We start from the raw sequence: 18,490 nt of genomic DNA on the forward strand, positions 1-18,490 counted from the left end.
GTTCTGGGCAGGGCGTATCGGTGCTTGGATGTGCGGAAGCAATGCCCCGGCCGGGCGGCCGTCACACCTGCCCGGCTGGAACCCGTCGGTAACTTCCCGGGAACTAGGCGTCCGCGTGGACCTCGGAGCCGTCACGGACGGCGGACGCATCCGCATCCTCCGCCTTTGCCCGCTCCGCCCCGGCCTTGGCCTCCTGGCCGGCCCGGTCGGTCTTGTCGGCCTTCTCGGGCGTAACGAATCGATAACCGACGTTCCGGACGGTGCCGATCAGCGACTCGTGCTCCGGGCCGAGCTTGGCGCGCAGCCGCCGTACGTGGACGTCGACCGTCCGGGTGCCGCCGAAGTAGTCGTAGCCCCACACCTCCTGCAGCAGCTGGGCGCGGGTGAAGACCCGGCCCGGGTGCTGGGCGAGGTACTTCAGCAGCTCGAACTCCTTGAAGGTCAGGTCCAGGACCCGGCCCTTGAGCTTGGCGGAGTAGGTGGCCTCGTCCACGGACAGGTCGCCGTTGCGGATCTCCATGGGGGAGTCGTCGTTGACGATCTGCTGGCGGCCCATGGCCAGCCGCAGCCGGGCCTCGACCTCGGCCGGGCCCGCGGTGTCCAGCAGCACGTCGTCGATGCCCCAGTCGGCGGTGACGGCGGCGAGGCCGCCCTCGGTGACGACGAGGATCAGCGGACAACCCGGACCGGTGGAGCGCAGCAGCTGGCACAGGCTGCGCACCTGGGGCAGGTCGCGGCGGCCGTCGACGAGGATGACGTCGGCGCCCGGGGTGTCGACCAGGGCGGGGCCTTCCGCCGGGGCCACCCGCACGTTGTGCAGGAGCAGGCCGAGGGCGGGCAGCACCTCCGTCGAGGGCTGGAGGGCGTTGGTCAGGAGCAGCAGAGAACTCATATGTCTGGTTCCTCCTCGGTCCCTGCGCGGCTGTGCGGACGGGCACTGCTCTGCGATCCCGAAGGCCCCGTACACCGTGGTCCCTCCCCGGCGCCTTCACCTGGGGTTTCCCACTTCGTATACAACGCTTCCGAAAGCACAAAAGGACCCGGGGGCTGCGCTGCCCGAGTCCTCATGCCCAGCAGAATAGCCCACATGAGGAACCGTTCGGCAGGTCAAGTGGCGCATTCCACCGTTCGTCCGAATCGCGAGACGCGCAGACGGGCGCCTATCCGGACGTTTCTGTGCACCGCCGACGGAATTCCGATCGATTCCGTATACGATCCCGGCGCCGTTGTATACGAAACCTCCGGATCCGATCCGGATGCCCGCCGTTCGCCTGCCCGTGACCTGGTGTTCGTCGTCGCCCACGGGTTCACGGGGGACGCGGACCGGCCGCATGTGCGACGGGTGGCGGGCGTGCTGCGCGGTTACGGCGCGGTCGTCACCTTCTCCTTCCGTGGCCACGGGCGCTCCGGCGGCCGGTCCACGGTCGGCGACAGGGAGGTCCTGGACCTCGCCGCGGCCGTCGAGTGGGCCCGCGGCCTCGGGCACGCGCGCGTGGCGACCGTCGGCTTCTCCATGGGCGGCTCGGTGGTCCTGCGGCACGCCGCCCTGAACCCCGGCACGCTCGGCGCGGTGGTCTCGGTCAGCGCCCCGGCCCGCTGGTACTACCGGGGCACGGCCCCCATGCGCCGCCTGCACTGGCTGGTCACCCGCCCCGAGGGCCGCCTGGTCGGCCGCTACGGCCTGCGCACCCGCATCCACCACCGCGACTGGGACCCGGTCCCGCTCTCCCCGACGGAAGCCGTCCCGGCGATCGCCCCCACGCCCCTGCTGATCGTGCACGGCGACCGCGACGGCTACTTCCCCCTCGACCACCCCCGGATGCTCGCCGAGGCGGCCGGTGACCACGGCGAACTCTGGGTGGAGGCGGGCATGGGCCACGCCGAGCACGCGGCGGGCGACGCACTGCTGCACCGGATCGGGGAATGGGCGGCCGCCAGGGCGGGCTAGCCTGACAGCACTCTTGATTTCTTTCTTGCCGTCGATAGAGGAAACAGATGCCCAAGGTCACGGTGCGCTATTGGGCCGCCGCCAAGGCCGCGGCCGGTGTCGCCGAGGAGCCGTACGACGCGGAGACGCTCACCGACGCGCTGGCCGCCGTGCGTGCGCGACACCCCGGTGAACTCACGCGCGTGCTGCGGCGATGTTCCTTCATCGTCGACGGTGACCCCGTCGGGACCCGCGCGCATGAGACGGTACGGCTGGCCGAGGGCGGCACGGTCGAGGTGCTCCCGCCGTTCGCAGGAGGGTGAGATGAGCGACCAGCCGTATCAGGGCCACGGGCCCCACGAGGGCTATGAGGGCTACGAGGGCTACGACCCCTATCAGCAGCAGTGGCCCCAGCAGGACCCGTACGCCGGGTACGGGCAGCAGCCCGGCCACGACCCCCAGCACACCCAGCAGTGGCAGGGGCAGACCTGGGACTCGCAGACGCACGCGTCGCTGCAGATGCCCGCGCAGGCGGCGCAGGCGGCCCAGGCCGCGTATCCGCCGCAGCAGACGTACGAGGGGCAGTACCAGCAGCAGTACGCGGCCGCTCCGCAACCGGAGCCGCACGCCGCACCCGCGCCCGCGCCCGCGCACGCCCACGCCCCGGAAGCCGGAGCCGGGTCCGCGTCGGAGTCCGAGCCGGACTACGGCCCCGCCACCGTCGCCGGGAACGCCCGGATCACGGATGCCCAGCGAGCGCGTCTGGAGGGCCGTTCGCCGATCATCGAGCCCGGTATGCAGCCGGCGCTGCTGACCGCGCTGCTCGGCCTGCTGCTGGCCGCGACGGCGCCGGTCGCCTCGTACGCGCTCCTCGTGCCGCTCGTGGTGCTCCAGGGTGTGACGGCGGCGGGCTGGTTCCGGCTGAACGGCATGTGGCCGGCCCGGCAGGGCATCGCGCTGGCCTTCCTGGGCGGGTTGACGGCCGACGTGGCGGTCCTGGCCGCCGGCCGCGACCACGCCCCCGCGGCCATCCTCGGCCCGCTCGGCGTCTGGGTCCTGCTGGCCCTGGTCCTGCAGCTGCGCTCGCACGCCTCGCCGGACGAGCGGATGTACGGCCTGATGGCGACGGTCGTCTCGTCGGCCCTGTCGGTGCTGGCCACCGGGTACCTGGGCGCCGACGCGCACGCGGTGTCCGTGGGCGCCGCGGCGGTGGCCGTGGCGGTCCTGGCCCGTGCCCTGCCGCTGCCGACCGCGGCCTCGGCCGTGGTGTCGCTGCTGGCGGCGGCGGGTGCGGGGATCGCCGTGGGCGGGATGACCGGGCTGGGCGCGAAGGGCGCGCTGCTCGGCGCGGCCGCGGGCGCGTGCGCGCTGATCGGTCACCGCGTGGCCAGTTACGACTACCCGTCCCGGTTCGTGCACTTCACGGCCGGCGTGGCGTTGCCGCTGTCGGCGGCGGCGCCGGTGGTGTGGGTGCTGGGGCGGGCGCTCGGTTAGAGCTGTTCTCACGACGGACAAGCCGGAGCCCCGGCCCGATTCCGGCGGGCCGGGGCTCCATTCCTGCAAGGGGTTGTGGGTTACCGGCCGCCGCCGTCGCCACCCCAGCCGCCGTCGCCGCCGCCCCAGCCGCCGTCGCCGCCCCGGCCGCCGTCGCCGCCGAAGCCGCCGTCGCCGCCGCCCCAGCCCCAGCCCCAGCCTTCGGGGCACACCACGCGGAAGCTGCCGACCACGCCGTCCTTGACGTGGATGCCTTCCGTGCGGTGGACGCGCACGCCGTCGCTCTGGCTGTGGGGGCCGACGGTGGCCACGGGGGCGCCGTTGTCGCAGACCGCCCCGCGGAACACCTCGACGACCTTGTGGCTGTCGTTGCGGATGTTCAGGGTCTTGGCGCCCAGGCCGCTGACCACGGTGATGCAGTCACCGGGGTGTGCGGAGTAGGACCGCTCGTTGATCTGGATCCGGCCCTCCCAGCCGCCGCGGAACCCGCCGCGGCCGCCCTCACGGCCCTCGTTTCCCTTGCCGTTGTTGCCGTTGTTGAAGTTGTTGTTGCCGTTGTTGTTGCCGTTACCGTTGCCGTTGTTGTTGCCGGCGCCGCCGGTCGGTGCGGCGGCTGCCGGGGCCGCCGCGGGGGCGGCAGCGGCCGGGGCGGCCGCCGGCGCTGCCTCCGGCGCGGAGGCGGCCGAGGCGTAGGTAACGCCGGTCGCCACCAGAGCCGCGGCTGCTGCGCCGGCGGCGGTGACGACAGTCGAACGGTTGATCTTCATGGTGCTTCTCCAGTCTCTGAGACACCGACGCGTTGGCCGGTCGTTTGGAACGTATTCGCCGATCTCCATGGCTGTCATGTCGGGAATGGCATGAGACTGGGTTTTTGTGCACCAATTGGGGGATTTATGGGATGCGTCCCCTGCGCTTCGTTCCTCGAGAGGATGTCAAATCGGCGCGAAAAAAGGGGAATTGACGCACCGCTAGACCTTTTGGATGATCTTATGACAAGTAGCTACCCCAGCGGCAAGCGTGTCGTTGCTGGCGCAATGCGGCGAGGCGCGCTAGGAGCGGCCGCCGCGCATGCCGAAGGGCCGCACCCCCACTGGCGTCCAACCCCAGGGGTGCGGCCCTTCGACCGTCACTGTGCCGCTGTTTCGCGCAGGCCGGCTCAGACCGCGATGGCGACCTCGGCCAGCGCGCCCTTCTCCGCCACGACGACCGTACGGTCGGCCGTCGCGCCCGGGACGAGCGCCCGGACCGTCCACGTGCCCTCGGCCGCGTAGAAGCGGAACTGGCCGGTCGCCGAGGTGGGAACCTCGGCGGTGAACTCGCCGGTCGAGTCCAGCAGACGGACGTAGCCCGTCACCGGCTCGCCGTCGCGGGTCACCTGACCCTGGATCGTGGTCTCACCGGGCTTGATCGTCGAGGCGTCCGGGCCGCCGGCCTTCGCTCCGCACATGCTGTTTCTCCAGAGGGGTCTGACCGGAAGGCCGGTCGGGATGGGGTACCTGTTGGCTTACTTGTTCGCGCCGAGCTCGATCGGCACGCCGACGAGGGAGCCGTACTCGGTCCAGGAGCCGTCGTAGTTCTTGACGTTCTCCACGCCGAGCAGCTCGTGCAGCACGAACCAGGTCAGGGCCGAGCGCTCACCGATGCGGCAGTAGGCGATCGTGTCCTTGGCGAGGTCCACGTTCTCCTCGGCGTAGAGCTCCTTGAGCTCCTCGTCCGACTTGAAGGTGCCGTCGTCGTTGGCGTTCTTCGACCACGGGATGTTGCGCGCGCTCGGGACGTGGCCCGGACGCTGCGACTGCTCCTGCGGCAGGTGCGCCGGGGCGAGCAGCTTGCCGGAGAACTCGTCGGGCGAGCGCACGTCGACCAGGTTGTGCGAGCCGATCGCGGCGACCACGTCGTCACGGAAGGCGCGGATCGAGGTGTCCTGCGGCTTGGCCTTGTAGTCGGTCGCGGCCCGCTCGGGCACCTCGGTGCCGTCGACCAGCTCGCGGGCGTCCAGCTCCCACTTCTTGCGGCCGCCGTCGAGGAGCTTGACGTTCTCGTGGCCGTAGAGCTTGAAGTACCAGTAGGCGTAGGAGGCGAACCAGTTGTTGTTGCCGCCGTAGAGGACCACAAGGGTGTCGTTGGCGATGCCCTTCTTCGACAGGAGCTTCTCGAAGCCCTCCTGGTCGATGAAGTCGCGGCGGACCGGGTCCTGCAGGTCCTTGGTCCAGTCGATGCGGATCGCGTTCTTGATGTGGTTCTTCTCGTAGGCGGATGTGTCCTCGTCCACCTCGACGATGGCGATGGCCGGGTCGTCCAGGTGCTCCTGCAGCCAGTCTGCGTCGACCAGGACGTCGGTGCGGCTCATGCTCTTTCTCCTCCGGGGCAGTTGCGGCGGGGCGTGCGGGTACGGGGGTGCGCGCGCTCGGGGACCGGGTGGCGCACGGGTGCCCTTCCAGCAGGGCGGCGGTGAGATGCGGAAGTCGCGGACTTTCGCTCAGAAGGGGCGACAGAGCATGGCGGCAACGCGGCACAGGTCCACTGCCCGCCGCTTCGTGAGATCCGCCTGTCGCTTCATGGGCTCGATCGTAGGGACGTCCGGGCGGGCGTGTCACCGGTGTGTCACATGACGAGACACGATCGTCCGTATGGCGGGATGAAAGAAGCGCCCGGTGGCCGCCGAACGGCCTTCCGGGCGCTCCCGCGGGTCTCCGCATCTGCCGTGCGGACTACCCGTCTCGCCAGTCGGACGTTCCCCGTCCGTCCGGCCGTGGTCCTACCCCGCCAGCCTGACGTCCGAACCCTTCACACTGATCTGCACGCCGTCCTGCGCGGCCTGCACCTTGTCCAGCTTGACGCCGCCGGGCAGCTGGTTGATGGCCTGCTGGAAGTCGGTGATCTCCCGGATGCGGTTCTCGGCGATCGCGGCGGCGGCGAGCTTGGGCAGGGAGTCGGCGTGGACCTGCACCCTGTCGTTCTCCACGGTCACGGTGCTGAGCACGGACACCGTCTGGTCGACCGGCAGGGGGCCGAGCGAGCCGGTCAGCCTGGCCGTGACCTTGATCTTGCCGTTGCCGCCGTCGGAGAGACTGACGACCCGGGCCTTGATGCCGGGGACGACCTCGGTCGGCTCGGGCTTGGCGGTCTTCAGCAGTTCGGCGTAGGAGATCGTCGCGGTGCCGGTGGCGCTGGTCGCGGTGGCGGAGCTGTAGTCGCCGGAGAAGGAGACGCCCTTCATGTCGGCCTGCAGGTGGTCGATCCGGATCGTCTTCCCGGCGGTGCCGGTCGCGGCGTCGTAGTCCTTGATACCGACCTCGACGTCGTCGAGCGATCCGCCCGCGACCTGGGTGAGGAACGGGAACCCCTTGATGTTCACGTCCGGCGTCGAGGCCAGGTTCTCCCTCGACTTCAGCTTGTCGGCGGCCTGCCCCTCGGCGAAGTGCACAGCCACCCGGTCCGCGATCAGGAACAGCCCACCCAGGATCACGACGAGGATCAGGAGTATTCGCAGGGCGCGCATGTGGTGTTTCCCCCGGGACGAGAGCGGTCTTCGGCTACGTCACGGTAACCCCACGGGCGCCGGGCGGGCGGCGATTGTGGATCAGTTGTGACAGGTACGACGGCGCCTACCCTGGACCTATGTACGCGCGGCGGCGGCACATCTACTTCGCCATGATGGGGACGTGCATCGGTCTCTTCGTCCTGGCGTGGGGAGTCGTGCGCCTCTGGTCGGTGCCGGCGGCCGTCGGCATGTGCGTCGTGGCGATGATCATCCCGCCGGTGGCCGCGATGATCGCCAACCGGCGGGGCCCCGAGGACCGCTGGTGGGACGACCCCTCCGGCGATCCCCAGTCGGACGAGTGGTGGGACGAGCTGGACGGCAAGAAGCGCCCCAGGCAGTGAGCCGTCAGTACACGAGGGCCTGAGCCTCGTCCGCCAGCGTCTCCTGTACGAACACCTGGGCGCCCGCGATGCGCACGCCCTCGAGGACGTCATTCTCGGTGATGTCGCGCCGGGCGGCACACTGTGTGCACAGCGTGATGCGCCCGCCGGCCAGGATCGACTCGATCAGGTCCGGCAGCGGGGCCGCGTGCGGCAGCTCGAACTCCGCCGCCCGCCCCGGCAGCGCGAACCAGGACGACTCCCCGGTCAGCCACAGCGAGACCTCGACGCCACTGGCCACCGCCACCGCCGCCACGGTGAACGCCTGTGAGCAGCGCTCGGGCGCGTCGGCCCCGGCCGTCACCTTGATCACGAGCTTCTTGGTCATACGGGAAGCGTAGCCGTGAGCACGATCGTCGCGATCAGCGTGGCCACACACAGGGCGGTGAGTACGCCGCTGACGGTGGCGCCGTCGACCGGCCGCCGCGGGCGCCGTCGTTCCCGGGCCTGCTCCGCGAAGTACGGGTGGAAGGGCGGGAGCGCATACCCCGGGGAGATCGGTGTCCGGTCGCCCGGCGGGGCCTGCTCCCGCCGCCGCCTGCATTCCTCGTACGGCAGTCCCTCGCCCCTCATGCGCCGTGCTCCTGCCGCCGGTGCTGGCGGAGCAGCACGTTGGCGTCGGTCTCCGCGCTCCGGTCGTACGCCGCCCGCGCCGCGTCCCGCAGCTCGGCGAGCGTCAGGCAGACCGAGCAGCCGGGGACGGGCCGGGGCGGCCGGCTGAGGTCCTCGGGATCGGGAGGCAGGGCCTGGGCGCGCTGGTTCGCGGCGCGGACGTCGGCGCGGAGGCGTGCGGGGTCGTACAGCGGGGTGGCCGGATCCGTTCCCATGAGGTTTGTTCCCTTCCTCCAAAATCTATACGGAATGCGACAGTCGCACTACTCTGCGTGCTCCTGGGCTGATACGAGGATGGCCCAGCGCGGAGGCGGATACGAGCGGAACGGCCGCAAGTTCCACAGTGGGCGCTCCAAATTCCACAAATTCCACAACCTGGGGAGGGTGCGGTGCCGCAGCGGAGGGTGATCACGGGGCGGAGCCAGGAGCCGAGGGCTCGTTTCGCCGAGGAGCTGCGGTTGCTGCGGGCCGAGCGCGGGGTGAGCCTGCGGGCTCTGGCGGAGGTGGCGGGCTGGGACGCGTCCCTGTTCGGAAAGATGGAGAACGGCCAGACGCTGGGCGGACCGGAGGTGGTGCAGGCGCTGGACCAGTACTACGGCACGCGGAGGTTGCTGCTCACCGTCTGGGAGCTGGCCGTGGCCGACCTGACTCAGTTCAAGGAGCAGTACCGGCGGTACATGATGTTGGAGGCCGAGGCGGTGAGCCTGTGGCAGTACTCAGTGAGTCGACCGCCGGGGCTGCTTCAGGCGGCTGGGTACGCGCGAGAAGCACTTGCTGCGGGAGGCCTCAGCGGGGAGGAGCTGGATCAACAGGTCGGTGCGCGCATCGGACGCCGCCACGTGCTGGAGGGTGACTGTGCACCGTCGTTTCGCGTCATTCTCTCGGAGGCTGTGCTGCGCAACTCGCTGCGTGATCCCGACGGGTGGCGCGAGCAGCTCGAGTACCTCTCGGAGGCTGCGGAGCGCCCGAACATCACCCTTCATGTGCTGCCATTCGGCACCGGCCTGCATGGCATGGACAGCACCGACACCATGTTCCTCCGGCTCCCGGACGGCCGTACCGTGGCTTACGCGGAGAACGATGTGCGGGGCGAACTCATCGAAGAAACAAGCAAGGTTGAGCGTCTGCAGCGCACCTATGATGAGGTGCGTGACCTGGCATTGAGCCCCGCCGAGTCGAGGACGTACATCTTGCGGATGTTGGAGGAAGCGCCATGCGAGTCATCGACCTGAGCACCGTGACGTGGCGCAAGAGCAGCTACAGCAACTCGGACGGCGGCAACTGCCTCGAGGTCTCCGACGACCTCCTCCGTACCGCCGACTGGCGCAAGAGCTCGTACAGCAACCAGGACGGCGGCAACTGCCTCGAGATCGCAGGCAACGTGCCCCCCCTCGTCCCCGTCCGGGACAGCAAGGACACCACCCGCACCCCCCTGCTGTTCGGCGCCGTCGCCTGGGCCGCCTTCGTCGACGAAGTCAAGCGCTGAATCGTTATCAGCTCTCCTACAACTCCATTCTCATGCCATGAGTCTCCTGTGAAACACGTAGGGAGACGTCTTGGAATCACCTGAGAGACCTGAAAGACCCGAGACGCCGGGCCGGGGCCGGACCGCCGCGCTGATCGCGGGGGCCGCCGTGCTCGGTGTCGTCGCGGGCGTCTGCACGGGCTATGTCGTCCAGGCCGGCCGCCCACCCACCGCGTTGCCCTCTCTGTCGCAGCCCGTCGTCCCTCAGGCAAAGGGTGATGTCGAGCCCCTGTCGGCGGCGCAGGACCGCCGGGTGAAGACCGACGGCGACCTGCGCAAGCTGCTGCTGACGCGGCCCAGGGGCGCACAGGACGCCGACTCCGCGGGCGTCGACGGCTGGATGGATCTGGCCGACTACTCGGACACCTTCGAGCAGCCGGCCTCGGCCTTCGGTTACGAGCTGAAAAGCGAGTTCCGGCGTGCGGCCGACGCCAGTTGGCGGATCGGCAGCACGTACGTCGTCGAGACACGGCTCGTCCAGTACCACCAGGTGGCGGACGAGGCGGCCTCGGAGCATGTGCAGGATCAGCGCGCGTTCGCCGAGAAGAAGCCGGACACCAGCAGCCGGCCCCTGCCCGGTACGGGCGACGGCATGGTGTACGTGCACCACACACCCCGGACCAGGAGCGGCTACCTGCCCGAATACGTGGCCGAGGCGATGGCTTCACGCGGTGATCTGGTCATGGAGATCTGGATCACCGACACCAAGCCGGTCCCCGAGGCGGACATCATGGAACTGGCGAAGCGACAGGCGGCCCGGCTGTGAACGAGTTCTCCATACCCGCCGAACCCGCCGAACCCGCCGAACCCGCCGAACCCACCGAATCCGCCTATGCACCCATCCCCCGGCGTAAGAGGCGGATGCTCGCGTTCGGGTTGCTGGCCGTCGCGGTCGTCGGCGGCGTCGGGTTCACCGGTATGCGCGTCGACGGTGCCGACCGTGATCCCGGAAACCCCGTCTGGAGGTTCCCCTCGTACTCCGAGAAGGACCAGGCGGCCCAGGGAAGCAAGGACGCTTCGGGACTGCGTGGACTGCTGCTGCCGTACGACACGATCTCGCGCGGGTACGGCCGGGGGCCCGACATCGGCGAGTTCGGTTCCGATGCCGAGCTCAGCGGGCGCGAGGCCACCGCCCTGCGGAAGGAGGAGATCCGCGACCTGCCGCCCCAGACCCGGCAGAAACTGGAAGGGCTGATCGACAAGGAGCGGATCAAGGGCATGGCGATGCGGAGCTATGCGCCTTTCAACGGCTACGAGGGCGTCCAGCAGCCCTTCACCCTCACCCTCGAACTGGTCCGGATGGAGAACAGCGCCTCCGTGCGCGACATCGCGACCGCCCGGGACGAGTTCTTCCAGGCCCTCCGGATCTTTCCCAAGGGCCCGGCGATCGCGGGCCACAAGAACGCGGCCTGCTTCCTGACGCCCAAGGTGGGCGGCGAGAAGCTCGGCCGCATGTTCTGTTCCGCCTACGTGGGTGACGTACTGGTCACCGTCAACGTGTCCGGAACCCTCCCGCTCGCCACGCATGACATCGCCGACTTCATCGGCAGACAGCTCGACCGCATCAAGGACCCGGGGAAGGCCGTATGACCGAGCAGCAGATTCCCGCACCGGGAGCCGCGCCCGACACGGAGCCCATGCCCGAGGCGGCGCCCCTCACGGTCACTCCCGCCGGTCCCATGGGAGCCCCGGGCTCCGCAGCGCCCACGGACCGCCGGGTCCTGCGGACCGTCCTGCGCTGGACCGCGGCCCTCGTGGTCTTCGCGGCGACCGGCGCGTCCACGGCGTACGGCGTCACACGGATGGAGCGCACCGACCTGCCCGGCCTGGCCACCCGCGCGGACGGCCGCTGGGACTACCCGCAGATCGTCCGGCCGCCGCTGGCCGCGGGCAGCCCGGCCCCGTTCGCCGACGGCAACCCGGCCATGGTCCACTACGCCGACCTGCGCAAACTGGTACTGCCCGCGCCGAAGGGCGCCACGGCTGATCCGGCGCTCGCGGGCGACCACGGATGGGTGAAGCCGGAGGTGTTCCTCGCGGAATACGCGAGCAAGGACGACCGGGACAGTCTCCAGGGAGAGCTCATCGACCGCGGCCTGAGGCATGTCGCCGCGCGCGGCTGGACCATGCCGGACGGCACCCGGACCCGGATCTACCTGCTCCAGTTCGAGACCGGCCTGATCGCCGGCCAGGTCCAGAGGGACGAGTTCTCCGGCTACGACGACCCGTCTCACGTCCTGCGCGGGGCGCCCTACAACAAGAGGGACGACTCGTTCCCCGACGCCGGCACCCTGGGGCACAGCGAGCTGAACGCCTACGCGGAACAGAAGCCGTACGGCGCCGAGCAGGTCCGGCAGGCCTATATCAACTCCGGCGACGTCGTGGGGATCGTCGTGCAGTCCCGCAAGGGCGGCGCGAAGGAGATCCCGTTCCAGCAGACGGTGGTCCTGCAGGTGCAGCTGCTCGACTGAGATTGCGGGGGCCGGAAGGGTGAGCTCCTGACGGCCCACCTCGTCAAGAGCGTCGGCGCCCGGCCGCGTAAGCTGGGCCCCGGCCCTGTCGTATGCCCACCCTCGCTCAAGGAGCACCCGTGGAGATCTTCTTCGAAACCCTGCTGGTCCTGGTCTGCGTCGGCGTGCTCGCCTTCGCCGGTCTGACCGTGAAGAAGCTGTACCAGGGCCAGCGCTGAACCACCTCTAGGAAGTTTCCCTCATGATCGAGATCCCGTCCGACCTGCACAAGGACCTGGTCCCGCTCGCCTTTCTGCTGGGCAACTGGGCCGGTGCGGGCGTGCACGACTTCCCCGGCTCGCAGAAGTGCAACTTCGGGCAGGAGGTCAGCTTCACCCACGACGGCCGGGACTTCCTGGAGTACCACTCGCACACCTGGGTGCTGGACCAGGACGGCAACAAGGTCCGCCCGCTGGAGTCGGAGTCCGGCTTCTGGCGGATCGACGCCGACCGCAAGGTCGAGGTGACGATGACCCGCGACGACGGTGTCATCGAGATCTGGTACGGCGAGATGGCCGACAAGAAGCCGCAGATCGACCTGGTCACGGACGCCGTCGCCCGGACGGCCGCCTCGCAGGCGTACAGCGGTGGCAAGCGGCTGTACGGGTATGTGAAGAGCGACCTGATGTGGGTCGGCGAGAAGCAGACCCCCGAGGTCGAGCTGCGCCCCTACATGTCGGCCCACCTGAAGAAGGTCGTCACCCCGGAGGACGTCGAGCGCTGGGCCAAGGCCCTGCCCGACGACATGCCCGACGACGGCATCGCCTTCTTCAGGTGAGCCGGACGTGAGCCGGCCGGTGCCCCGCCGGAAGGCGTACGGCGCCTAGGAATCCGTGGGACCCACCCGGCCCAGGAGTTCACCCGCGAGACCTCCGATGAGACCTTCTTCCGGGTCCATCTCGTCTTCGGCAGCCTTTCTTTGAGCCTCGGCGTGCCTGCTGGGTCTGCTGTGCCTGCTGTCAGCGGCAGGCGCAGGCAGGTCGGCCGTAGGGGCCGACCGGTCGGCCGTGGGGCCGGGCCGGTCGGCGACGGGTCCGGGCCGGGTCGCCGCGGATGCGCCGCTCATGCCGATCGCGGCGAGCAGGATCGGGGTGGTGATCGCGATGGCCAGGGCTCTGCGTGCGCGCATGGCTTCCTCCTCAGCTGGGACAACGAGTCGCGGCCAAGCTACCCCGGCATTCCCCCCGAATAACCGCTTATCGAACCAACCGCACGTACGGCAGAAAAACTGTCAGATTATCCCTTGAACTCAAGGCGCCCAGGCGAGTCCGGACCCGTCGGTCCTAGACTTGGCCACGTGGTGAGCACCGACTGGAAGAGCGACCTCAGGCAGCGCGGCTACCGGCTGACGCCGCAGCGCCAGCTTGTCCTCGAAGCCGTCGACACCCTTGAGCACGCGACCCCCGACGACATCCTCGGCGAAGTGAGGAAGACGGCGTCGGGGGTCAACATTTCCACGGTCTACCGGACGCTGGAGCTGCTGGAGGAGCTGGGCCTGGTCAGCCACGCCCACCTCGGGCACGGTGCGCCGACGTACCACCTCGCCGACCGCCACCACCATCTGCACCTGGTGTGCCGCGACTGCGAGAACGTGATCGAGGCCGACGTGGACGTGGCCGCCGAGTTCACCGCCAAGCTGCGGCAGCGGTTCGGGTTCGACACCGACATGAAGCACTTCGCGATCTTCGGCCGGTGTAAGGACTGTTCGCTGAAGAGTTCAACTACCACGTCGTAGGCTGGCGGTATGAAGAGCCCTCTGCTGTCCCTGCCCGGCGCCGTCCCCGCCGAGGGTGTGGACGAAGGTGTCGCCGCCCACTACGGCGACCTGTTCCGCGAGCAGCGCGCCCTCGCCGACGGCACCGGTTTCGTCGACCTGTCCCATCGGGGTGTCGTCACCGTCAGCGGTGAGGACCGGCTGAGCTGGCTGCACCTCCTGCTCACCCAGCACGTCAGCGAGCTGCCGCCCGGTGAGGCCACCGAGGCGCTGATCCTCTCCGCGCACGGGCACATCGAGCACGCGCTGTACCTGGTGGACGACGGCACGACCGTCTGGGCGCACGTGGAGCCCGGTACGCAGGACGCGCTGATCGCCTACCTGGAGTCGATGAAGTTCTTCTACCGCGTGGAGGTCGCCGACCGGACGGCCGACTTCGCGGTGGTCCACCTGCCCGCCGGGTCCATCGCCGAGGTGCCGGAGGGCGTCGTCGTACGCGAGACGCCGTACGGCCGTGATCTCTTCCTGCCGCGCGAGGATCTGGAGTCCTTCGCGGCCGCGCACGGGCCCGCCGCCGGCCTCCTCGCCCATGAGGCGCTGCGCGTCGAGCAGCACCGGCCCCGGCTCGGCTTCGAGACCGACCACCGGACGATCCCGCACGAGCTCGGCTGGATCGGCACGGCGGTGCACCTCCAGAAGGGCTGCTACCGGGGCCAGGAGACGGTCGCCCGCGTCCAGAACCTGGGCAAGCCGCCGCGCCGGCTGGTCTTCCTCCACCTGGACGGCAGCGACGTCCATCTGCCGGTGCCGGGCACGGAGATCCGGCTCGCGGACGAGGGCCCGGAGGGCCGCAAGATCGGCTTCGTGACGACGTCGGTACGCCACCACGAGCTGGGGCCGGTGGCACTGGCCCTGGTCAAGCGGAACGTGCCGCTCGATGCGCGGCTCCTGGCCGGAGAGACGGCGGCGGCGCAGGAGGTCGTGGTCGAGCCCTAGCCGGGGCGTGTCTCCTGGGTGCGCCGACCGCGCCCTAGATCTCCAGCAGCACCGTGAACGGGCCGTCGTTCGTCAAGGACACCCGCATCCTCGCGCCGAACCGCCCCGTCGCCACCGTCGCGCCCAGCGCCCGCAGCTGGGCCACCACCTCGTCGACCAGCGGCTCGGCGACATCGCCCGGCGCCGCCGCGTTCCAGGTCGGGCGGCGCCCCTTGCGGGCGTCGCCGTACAGCGTGAACTGGCTGATGACGAGCAGCGGGGCGTCGATGTCGCTGCACGACTTCTCGTCCTGCAGCATGCGGATCGACCAGAGCTTGCGGGCCAGCTGCGCCGCCTTCTCCTTGGTGTCCTCATGGGTCACCCCGACCAGGACGCACAGCCCCTCGCCCTCGATCGAGCCGACCGTCTCTCCGTCCACGACGACGCTCGCGCCGTCCACCCTCTGCACCACCGCACGCATGCGAACCATCATGCCGGGTGCCCGGTACGCGGACACAGAGCGCCCATCATAGATCCCTTATGGATCCCTTAACGCCCATCTGGGGCCGTTCGGGGGCACTCGGTCACATAGTGGCCAGTTGGGGTGGCACGATGCTTCCACACGCCGGTCGAGGGGACGGTCAGAAGCACATGAGCACACCGAGTATCAGCGGGCCGGTGGGGACACAGGGGACGTACCGGCCGCCGGCCCAGCGCGCCGACACCCCGCCGGCGCCACCGGCCCCGGCGGGCACCGCGCTGCCCGCCGAGCCGCCCGAGCCCGAACTGGCCCGGCTGAGCCTGCCCGAACTGCGCACCCTGCGCCGCGACGCCCAGCGCGACGAGGCGGACCTCAGCTATGTGCGGCGGTTGCTGCAGGGGCGGATCGACATCCTGCGCGCGGAGCTGTGCCGGCGCGGCCGCGCGTCCCTGCCGGCGCCCGCGGACGCCTCCGTGGTCGACCGGCTCCCGGAGATCCTCAAGGACGCCCCGGCCCGGCACCGCTCCTCGGCCCGCCATGTCACGCTCGGCACCCCGCACAACGAGGAGTACCGGCAGCTGGCCGCCGAGATGCTCGCCGAGGTCGAGCTGTCGGACCTCCAGGCGCGAACGGATCTCGAACTGACCACGGCCATGGGGCGCCTGGTCCGCTACGAGCAGGAGGTCTCCGAGCGCCGTCAGCGCCTGCAGCGCACGACCGACGACTGCAGCGCGGAGATCGCCCGCCGGTACCGGGAGGGCGAGGCGCAGGTGGACGACCTGCTGATCTGATCCGCTCCGAGCCGCTCCGGCGGGAAAACGGGAGGACGCCCGGTGGGTGGGTCACCTACCGTGGCCCCATGAGCGACGTCCGGATCGTCACCGAGGCCGACTTCGAGGACTGGCAGCGCGCGCTGGCCACCGGCTTCACCCGCCCACCGGTCCTGGCGCGCGAGCAACTCGACGCCCGGCGGCGGCTGTTCCGGCCGGGGCGCTGGCGGGGTGCCGTCGACGGCGACCGGTGGGTGGCCACCTTCCGTTCCTTCCCTCAGGAGCTGACCGCGGTGGGCGGCGGCCTGGTGCCCGCCGACGCCATCTCCGGCGTCACTGTGTCCCCCACCCACCGCCGCCGTGGGCTGCTCAGCCGCATGATGGCGCAGGACCTGGCGGCGGCGAAGGAGCGCGGTGACGTCGTCGCCACGCTGATCGCGGCCGAGTACCCGATCTACGGGCGGTACGGCTTCGGTCCGGCCACCTGGTCGACCGAGTGGACGATCGAGGTGCCCCGTGCGGGCCTCGACCCGCGCTGGTCGGGCCCCAAAGACGGCGGCCGGATCGATCTGGTGGACGGCGAGGACGTGCGCAAGCTGGGTCCGGAGCTGTTCGAGCGGTTCCGTCGCGCCCAGCCCGGCGCGATCGACCGGGACGAGCTGTGGTGGCAGGTGGCCACCGGTGTGGTCCGCATCCACGCCGACTGGACCGAGCCGTTCCACGCCGTCTACCGCGCGGCCTCCGGCGAGGTCGAGGGCCTGGTGACGTACACGTGCGACGACAGGTGGGACGGCAAGCAGCCCGACCAGACCGCCACCGTGCGGGGGCTCATCGCCACCACGCCGGCCGCCGAGCGCGCCCTGTGGCACTACCTGTGCTCGATCGACTGGATCACGAAGGTCAGGACCGGCTTCCGCGGCCCCGACGACCTGCTTCCCCTCCACCTCCCGGACCCGCGCGCGGCCCGGGTCACCGGGCACGGGGACTGGCTGTGGGTGCGGATCCTGGACGTCGTACGGGCCCTGGAGGCGCGGACGTACGAGGGGTCGGGGGTGCTCGTCCTTCACGTCGTGGACGGCGCCGGGACGGCCGGCGGACGGTTCCGGCTGGAGGCCTCGCCGGAGGGGGCGTCCTGTGTGCCGACGGGCACCGGGAGCGCCGATCTGACGCTGGACATCGGCGACCTGGCCTCGGTCTGGCTCGGTGGTGAGTCGCTGCTGCGGCTCGCGGCGCTCGGCCGGGTCCAGGAAGAACGAGAGGGCGCCGCCCGGAAGGCCGACGCCCTGTTCCGCTCGCCCGGGCTTCCCTGGTGCCCGGACATGTTCTGAAGTCTCCTCTCTCTTCGGCGACACCGACTGTGCATCCGTAGCGAGCTGTTCAGTTGTGGCTGTGCTGACGGTGTTCAGTTGTGGCTGTGCGATGACGTGTTCAGTTGTGACTGTGCGCTTTCGTCGGCCGTCCCCTGTCCGGGCTCCCGGCTCCCCTCCGGAAGGGAGCCCGGTCGGCCAACCACCGGGAAGCTTGACCATGTCATGCAAGTTGGCAGCCAACTTCACTGTACTTATCTCCGTTGGGAAGCGGCTCATAACCAGCTGTCGACGAACTGCCGCAACTTGGCGGGAAGTTGTAGTGTTTGTCCGTGGACCTGGAGCACGCCTCCGCCAGTGGACGGACGAGGCCACAGCGGCCCCACACGTCCCATCGCGACATCGCCGACGAACTGCGCAGCCGGATCAGGACCGGTGTGCTGCGGCCGGGCCAGCGCATGCCCACGCAGGCGGAGCTGGCCGTGGAGTTCGGCGTCGAACGCGGCGCCGTGCGCCAGGCCCTGCGCATCCTGCAGTCGGAGCACCTGCTCACCGGCGTTTCCAAGGGCAGCCCGGCCATCGTGGCGGCGGTGCCGGGGCCGGCCCGGCTGCCGGCCGGACCGGGGGCGCCGCCGCAGCCCACGACGGTCGGCCTCGCACCCCGGATAGCGCAGGCCTTCGCCGCCCCCCACGTGCGGATCGACGCGCTCTGCCTGACCTCGGTCTCGCTCACGCTGGCCGTCGGCGAGCCGCTCAGACAGATCCACGCGGGACGGCTGGAACCGGCCAAGATCGACGTGCGGGTGCTGCTGCCCAGCCGTGACATCGACCTCGCCTTCCCGACCCCGGTGGCCGCCGACGACCACGGCCTGCTGCACCGGCGCTGGCTGGCCCAGCGCAACGCGCAGGGCATGGTGCTGCGGCAGAACCTGCTGGCCCTGCGCACCACGCACGGCGTCGACGTCCGGGTCTCCTTCCGTGCCCTGCCGTTCACCCCGCCGGTCAAGCTGTACCTGCTCAACGGCTCCGAGGCGCTGTTCGCGTACTACACGCTGAAGCGCCGCGAGCGGGAGATCGAGCACGAGCACCTGGAGCTGTACGACGCCGACGGCACGCGCTCGATGCTGTTCGCCTTCGAGCGGCGTGCCGGGCGGCGGGACGCCGCGTTCGTGGAGCAGTCGCGGCGGTGGTTCGACGCGCTCTGGGAGACGATCAGTTCGGATCTGCTGCTGCATTCATAGGGCCGGTCCC

The 18,490-nt window shown here is 70.3% G+C and carries 26 protein-coding genes; 15 read left to right on the plus strand and 11 right to left on the minus strand.

Going from position 1 to position 18,490, the window contains the following annotated elements; genetic code table 11:
- Positions 1-103: 103 nt before the first annotated feature.
- Positions 104-892, minus strand: coding sequence for a response regulator transcription factor (locus ACWDEN_RS02145; protein WP_351615109.1), 789 nt, complete (start codon positions 890-892; stop codon positions 104-106).
- Positions 893-1,087: 195 nt separating this feature from the next.
- On the opposite strand from ACWDEN_RS02145, the gene ACWDEN_RS02150 reads away from it, so the two are divergent.
- The 3 genes from ACWDEN_RS02150 to ACWDEN_RS02160 are packed head-to-tail and all read left to right on the plus strand — an operon-like array spanning position 1,088 to position 3,421.
- Positions 1,088-1,948 carry an alpha/beta hydrolase family protein gene (locus ACWDEN_RS02150; RefSeq protein WP_351615110.1) on the plus strand — a complete coding sequence of 287 codons (861 nt, stop codon included), beginning with the start codon at positions 1,088-1,090 and terminating at the stop codon, positions 1,946-1,948.
- A gap of 47 nt (positions 1,949-1,995) precedes the next feature.
- The gene (locus ACWDEN_RS02155; RefSeq protein WP_351615112.1) at positions 1,996-2,250 is read left to right on the plus strand and encodes a MoaD/ThiS family protein; all 255 of its coding nucleotides are present in this window, start codon (positions 1,996-1,998) and stop codon (positions 2,248-2,250) included.
- 1 nt (position 2,251) lies between these two features.
- Positions 2,252-3,421: a hypothetical protein gene (locus tag ACWDEN_RS02160; protein WP_450856740.1), complete on the plus strand. Its 1,170-nt coding sequence runs from the start codon at positions 2,252-2,254 to the stop codon at positions 3,419-3,421.
- Between the two features lie 80 nt (positions 3,422-3,501).
- Here ACWDEN_RS02160 and ACWDEN_RS02165 read toward each other — a convergent pair whose 3' ends face one another.
- The 5 genes from ACWDEN_RS02165 to ACWDEN_RS02185 form a co-directional block, all read right to left on the minus strand.
- A complete protein-coding gene (locus ACWDEN_RS02165) occupies positions 3,502-4,188 on the minus strand; it encodes a hypothetical protein (RefSeq protein WP_450856742.1) in 687 nt (228 codons plus the stop codon).
- A 389-nt stretch (positions 4,189-4,577) separates the two neighbouring features.
- Positions 4,578-4,868, minus strand: coding sequence for a DUF1416 domain-containing protein (locus ACWDEN_RS02170; protein WP_004000115.1), 291 nt, complete (start codon positions 4,866-4,868; stop codon positions 4,578-4,580).
- A 57-nt stretch (positions 4,869-4,925) separates the two neighbouring features.
- Complete coding sequence (locus ACWDEN_RS02175; RefSeq protein WP_351601815.1) at positions 4,926-5,771, minus strand: sulfurtransferase; 846 nt, start codon at positions 5,769-5,771, stop codon at positions 4,926-4,928.
- Positions 5,772-5,900: 129 nt separating this feature from the next.
- Positions 5,901-5,981, minus strand: coding sequence for an Ms5788A family Cys-rich leader peptide (locus tag ACWDEN_RS02180; RefSeq protein ID WP_350751515.1), 81 nt, complete (start codon positions 5,979-5,981; stop codon positions 5,901-5,903).
- Between the two features lie 198 nt (positions 5,982-6,179).
- Positions 6,180-6,923 (minus strand): LmeA family phospholipid-binding protein, encoded by a 744-nt coding sequence (locus ACWDEN_RS02185; RefSeq protein WP_351601812.1) that lies wholly within the window; start codon positions 6,921-6,923, stop codon positions 6,180-6,182.
- Positions 6,924-7,042: 119 nt separating this feature from the next.
- On the opposite strand from ACWDEN_RS02185, the gene ACWDEN_RS02190 reads away from it, so the two are divergent.
- Positions 7,043-7,306, plus strand: coding sequence for a DUF3099 domain-containing protein (locus ACWDEN_RS02190; RefSeq protein ID WP_351601810.1), 264 nt, complete (start codon positions 7,043-7,045; stop codon positions 7,304-7,306).
- Between the two features lie 4 nt (positions 7,307-7,310).
- On the opposite strand, the gene ACWDEN_RS02195 is transcribed toward ACWDEN_RS02190, so the two are convergent.
- The 3 genes from ACWDEN_RS02195 to ACWDEN_RS02205 are packed head-to-tail and all read right to left on the minus strand — an operon-like array spanning position 7,311 to position 8,172.
- Positions 7,311-7,673: a DsrE family protein gene (locus ACWDEN_RS02195; protein WP_450856745.1), complete on the minus strand. Its 363-nt coding sequence runs from the start codon at positions 7,671-7,673 to the stop codon at positions 7,311-7,313.
- Positions 7,670-7,918 carry a hypothetical protein gene (locus ACWDEN_RS02200; RefSeq protein ID WP_351601805.1) on the minus strand — a complete coding sequence of 83 codons (249 nt, stop codon included), beginning with the start codon at positions 7,916-7,918 and terminating at the stop codon, positions 7,670-7,672. Before ACWDEN_RS02200 ends, ACWDEN_RS02195 begins: the two co-directional genes overlap by 4 nt.
- Positions 7,915-8,172 carry a hypothetical protein gene (locus tag ACWDEN_RS02205; protein WP_450856747.1) on the minus strand — a complete coding sequence of 86 codons (258 nt, stop codon included), beginning with the start codon at positions 8,170-8,172 and terminating at the stop codon, positions 7,915-7,917. Before ACWDEN_RS02205 ends, ACWDEN_RS02200 begins: the two co-directional genes overlap by 4 nt.
- Before the next feature lie 174 nt (positions 8,173-8,346).
- Between ACWDEN_RS02205 and ACWDEN_RS02210 the strand changes: the two genes are divergently transcribed.
- From ACWDEN_RS02210 to ACWDEN_RS02235, 6 genes are all read left to right on the plus strand, one after another.
- On the plus strand, positions 8,347-9,189 hold the full coding sequence (locus ACWDEN_RS02210; protein ID WP_450856749.1) for a helix-turn-helix domain-containing protein: 843 nt from the start codon (positions 8,347-8,349) through the stop codon (positions 9,187-9,189).
- The gene (locus ACWDEN_RS02215) at positions 9,171-9,443 is read left to right on the plus strand and encodes a DUF397 domain-containing protein (RefSeq protein WP_450856751.1); all 273 of its coding nucleotides are present in this window, start codon (positions 9,171-9,173) and stop codon (positions 9,441-9,443) included. The genes ACWDEN_RS02210 and ACWDEN_RS02215 overlap by 19 nt, the downstream gene beginning before the upstream one ends.
- A gap of 70 nt (positions 9,444-9,513) precedes the next feature.
- On the plus strand, positions 9,514-10,248 hold the full coding sequence (locus ACWDEN_RS02220) for a hypothetical protein (protein ID WP_450856753.1): 735 nt from the start codon (positions 9,514-9,516) through the stop codon (positions 10,246-10,248).
- Positions 10,245-11,072, plus strand: coding sequence for a hypothetical protein (locus tag ACWDEN_RS02225; protein WP_450856755.1), 828 nt, complete (start codon positions 10,245-10,247; stop codon positions 11,070-11,072). Before ACWDEN_RS02220 ends, ACWDEN_RS02225 begins: the two co-directional genes overlap by 4 nt.
- Positions 11,069-11,953 (plus strand): hypothetical protein, encoded by an 885-nt coding sequence (locus ACWDEN_RS02230; protein ID WP_450856757.1) that lies wholly within the window; start codon positions 11,069-11,071, stop codon positions 11,951-11,953. Before ACWDEN_RS02225 ends, ACWDEN_RS02230 begins: the two co-directional genes overlap by 4 nt.
- Positions 11,954-12,194: 241 nt before the next feature.
- Positions 12,195-12,770, plus strand: a complete 576-nt coding sequence (locus ACWDEN_RS02235) for an FABP family protein (RefSeq protein WP_351601785.1) — start codon at positions 12,195-12,197, stop codon at positions 12,768-12,770.
- A 45-nt stretch (positions 12,771-12,815) separates the two neighbouring features.
- Here the strand turns inward: ACWDEN_RS02235 and ACWDEN_RS02240 are convergent, their stop codons facing one another.
- Positions 12,816-13,121 carry a hypothetical protein gene (locus ACWDEN_RS02240; protein WP_450856759.1) on the minus strand — a complete coding sequence of 102 codons (306 nt, stop codon included), beginning with the start codon at positions 13,119-13,121 and terminating at the stop codon, positions 12,816-12,818.
- 168 nt (positions 13,122-13,289) lie between these two features.
- On the opposite strand from ACWDEN_RS02240, the gene ACWDEN_RS02245 reads away from it, so the two are divergent.
- Together ACWDEN_RS02245 and ygfZ are read left to right on the plus strand one after the other, a co-directional pair.
- On the plus strand, positions 13,290-13,727 hold the full coding sequence (locus ACWDEN_RS02245) for a Fur family transcriptional regulator (RefSeq protein ID WP_351601779.1): 438 nt from the start codon (positions 13,290-13,292) through the stop codon (positions 13,725-13,727).
- Between the two features lie 9 nt (positions 13,728-13,736).
- Positions 13,737-14,702 (plus strand): CAF17-like 4Fe-4S cluster assembly/insertion protein YgfZ, encoded by a 966-nt coding sequence (ygfZ, locus tag ACWDEN_RS02250; RefSeq protein WP_351601777.1) that lies wholly within the window; start codon positions 13,737-13,739, stop codon positions 14,700-14,702.
- A gap of 34 nt (positions 14,703-14,736) precedes the next feature.
- Here ygfZ and dtd read toward each other — a convergent pair whose 3' ends face one another.
- On the minus strand, positions 14,737-15,162 hold the full coding sequence (gene dtd, locus ACWDEN_RS02255; RefSeq protein WP_450856762.1) for a D-aminoacyl-tRNA deacylase: 426 nt from the start codon (positions 15,160-15,162) through the stop codon (positions 14,737-14,739).
- Positions 15,163-15,332: 170 nt separating this feature from the next.
- On the opposite strand from dtd, the gene ACWDEN_RS02260 reads away from it, so the two are divergent.
- From ACWDEN_RS02260 to ACWDEN_RS02270, 3 genes are all read left to right on the plus strand, one after another.
- Entirely contained in the window at positions 15,333-15,953 is a 621-nt protein-coding gene (locus tag ACWDEN_RS02260; RefSeq protein ID WP_351601773.1) for an RsiG family protein, read from the plus strand.
- A 68-nt stretch (positions 15,954-16,021) separates the two neighbouring features.
- On the plus strand, positions 16,022-17,260 hold the full coding sequence (locus ACWDEN_RS02265; RefSeq protein WP_450856764.1) for a GNAT family N-acetyltransferase: 1,239 nt from the start codon (positions 16,022-16,024) through the stop codon (positions 17,258-17,260).
- Between the two features lie 305 nt (positions 17,261-17,565).
- On the plus strand, positions 17,566-18,480 hold the full coding sequence (locus ACWDEN_RS02270; RefSeq protein ID WP_450856766.1) for a GntR family transcriptional regulator: 915 nt from the start codon (positions 17,566-17,568) through the stop codon (positions 18,478-18,480).
- Positions 18,481-18,490 lie beyond the last annotated feature (10 nt).

It is taken from the genome of Streptomyces sp. NPDC001153 (genome assembly GCF_053598315.1).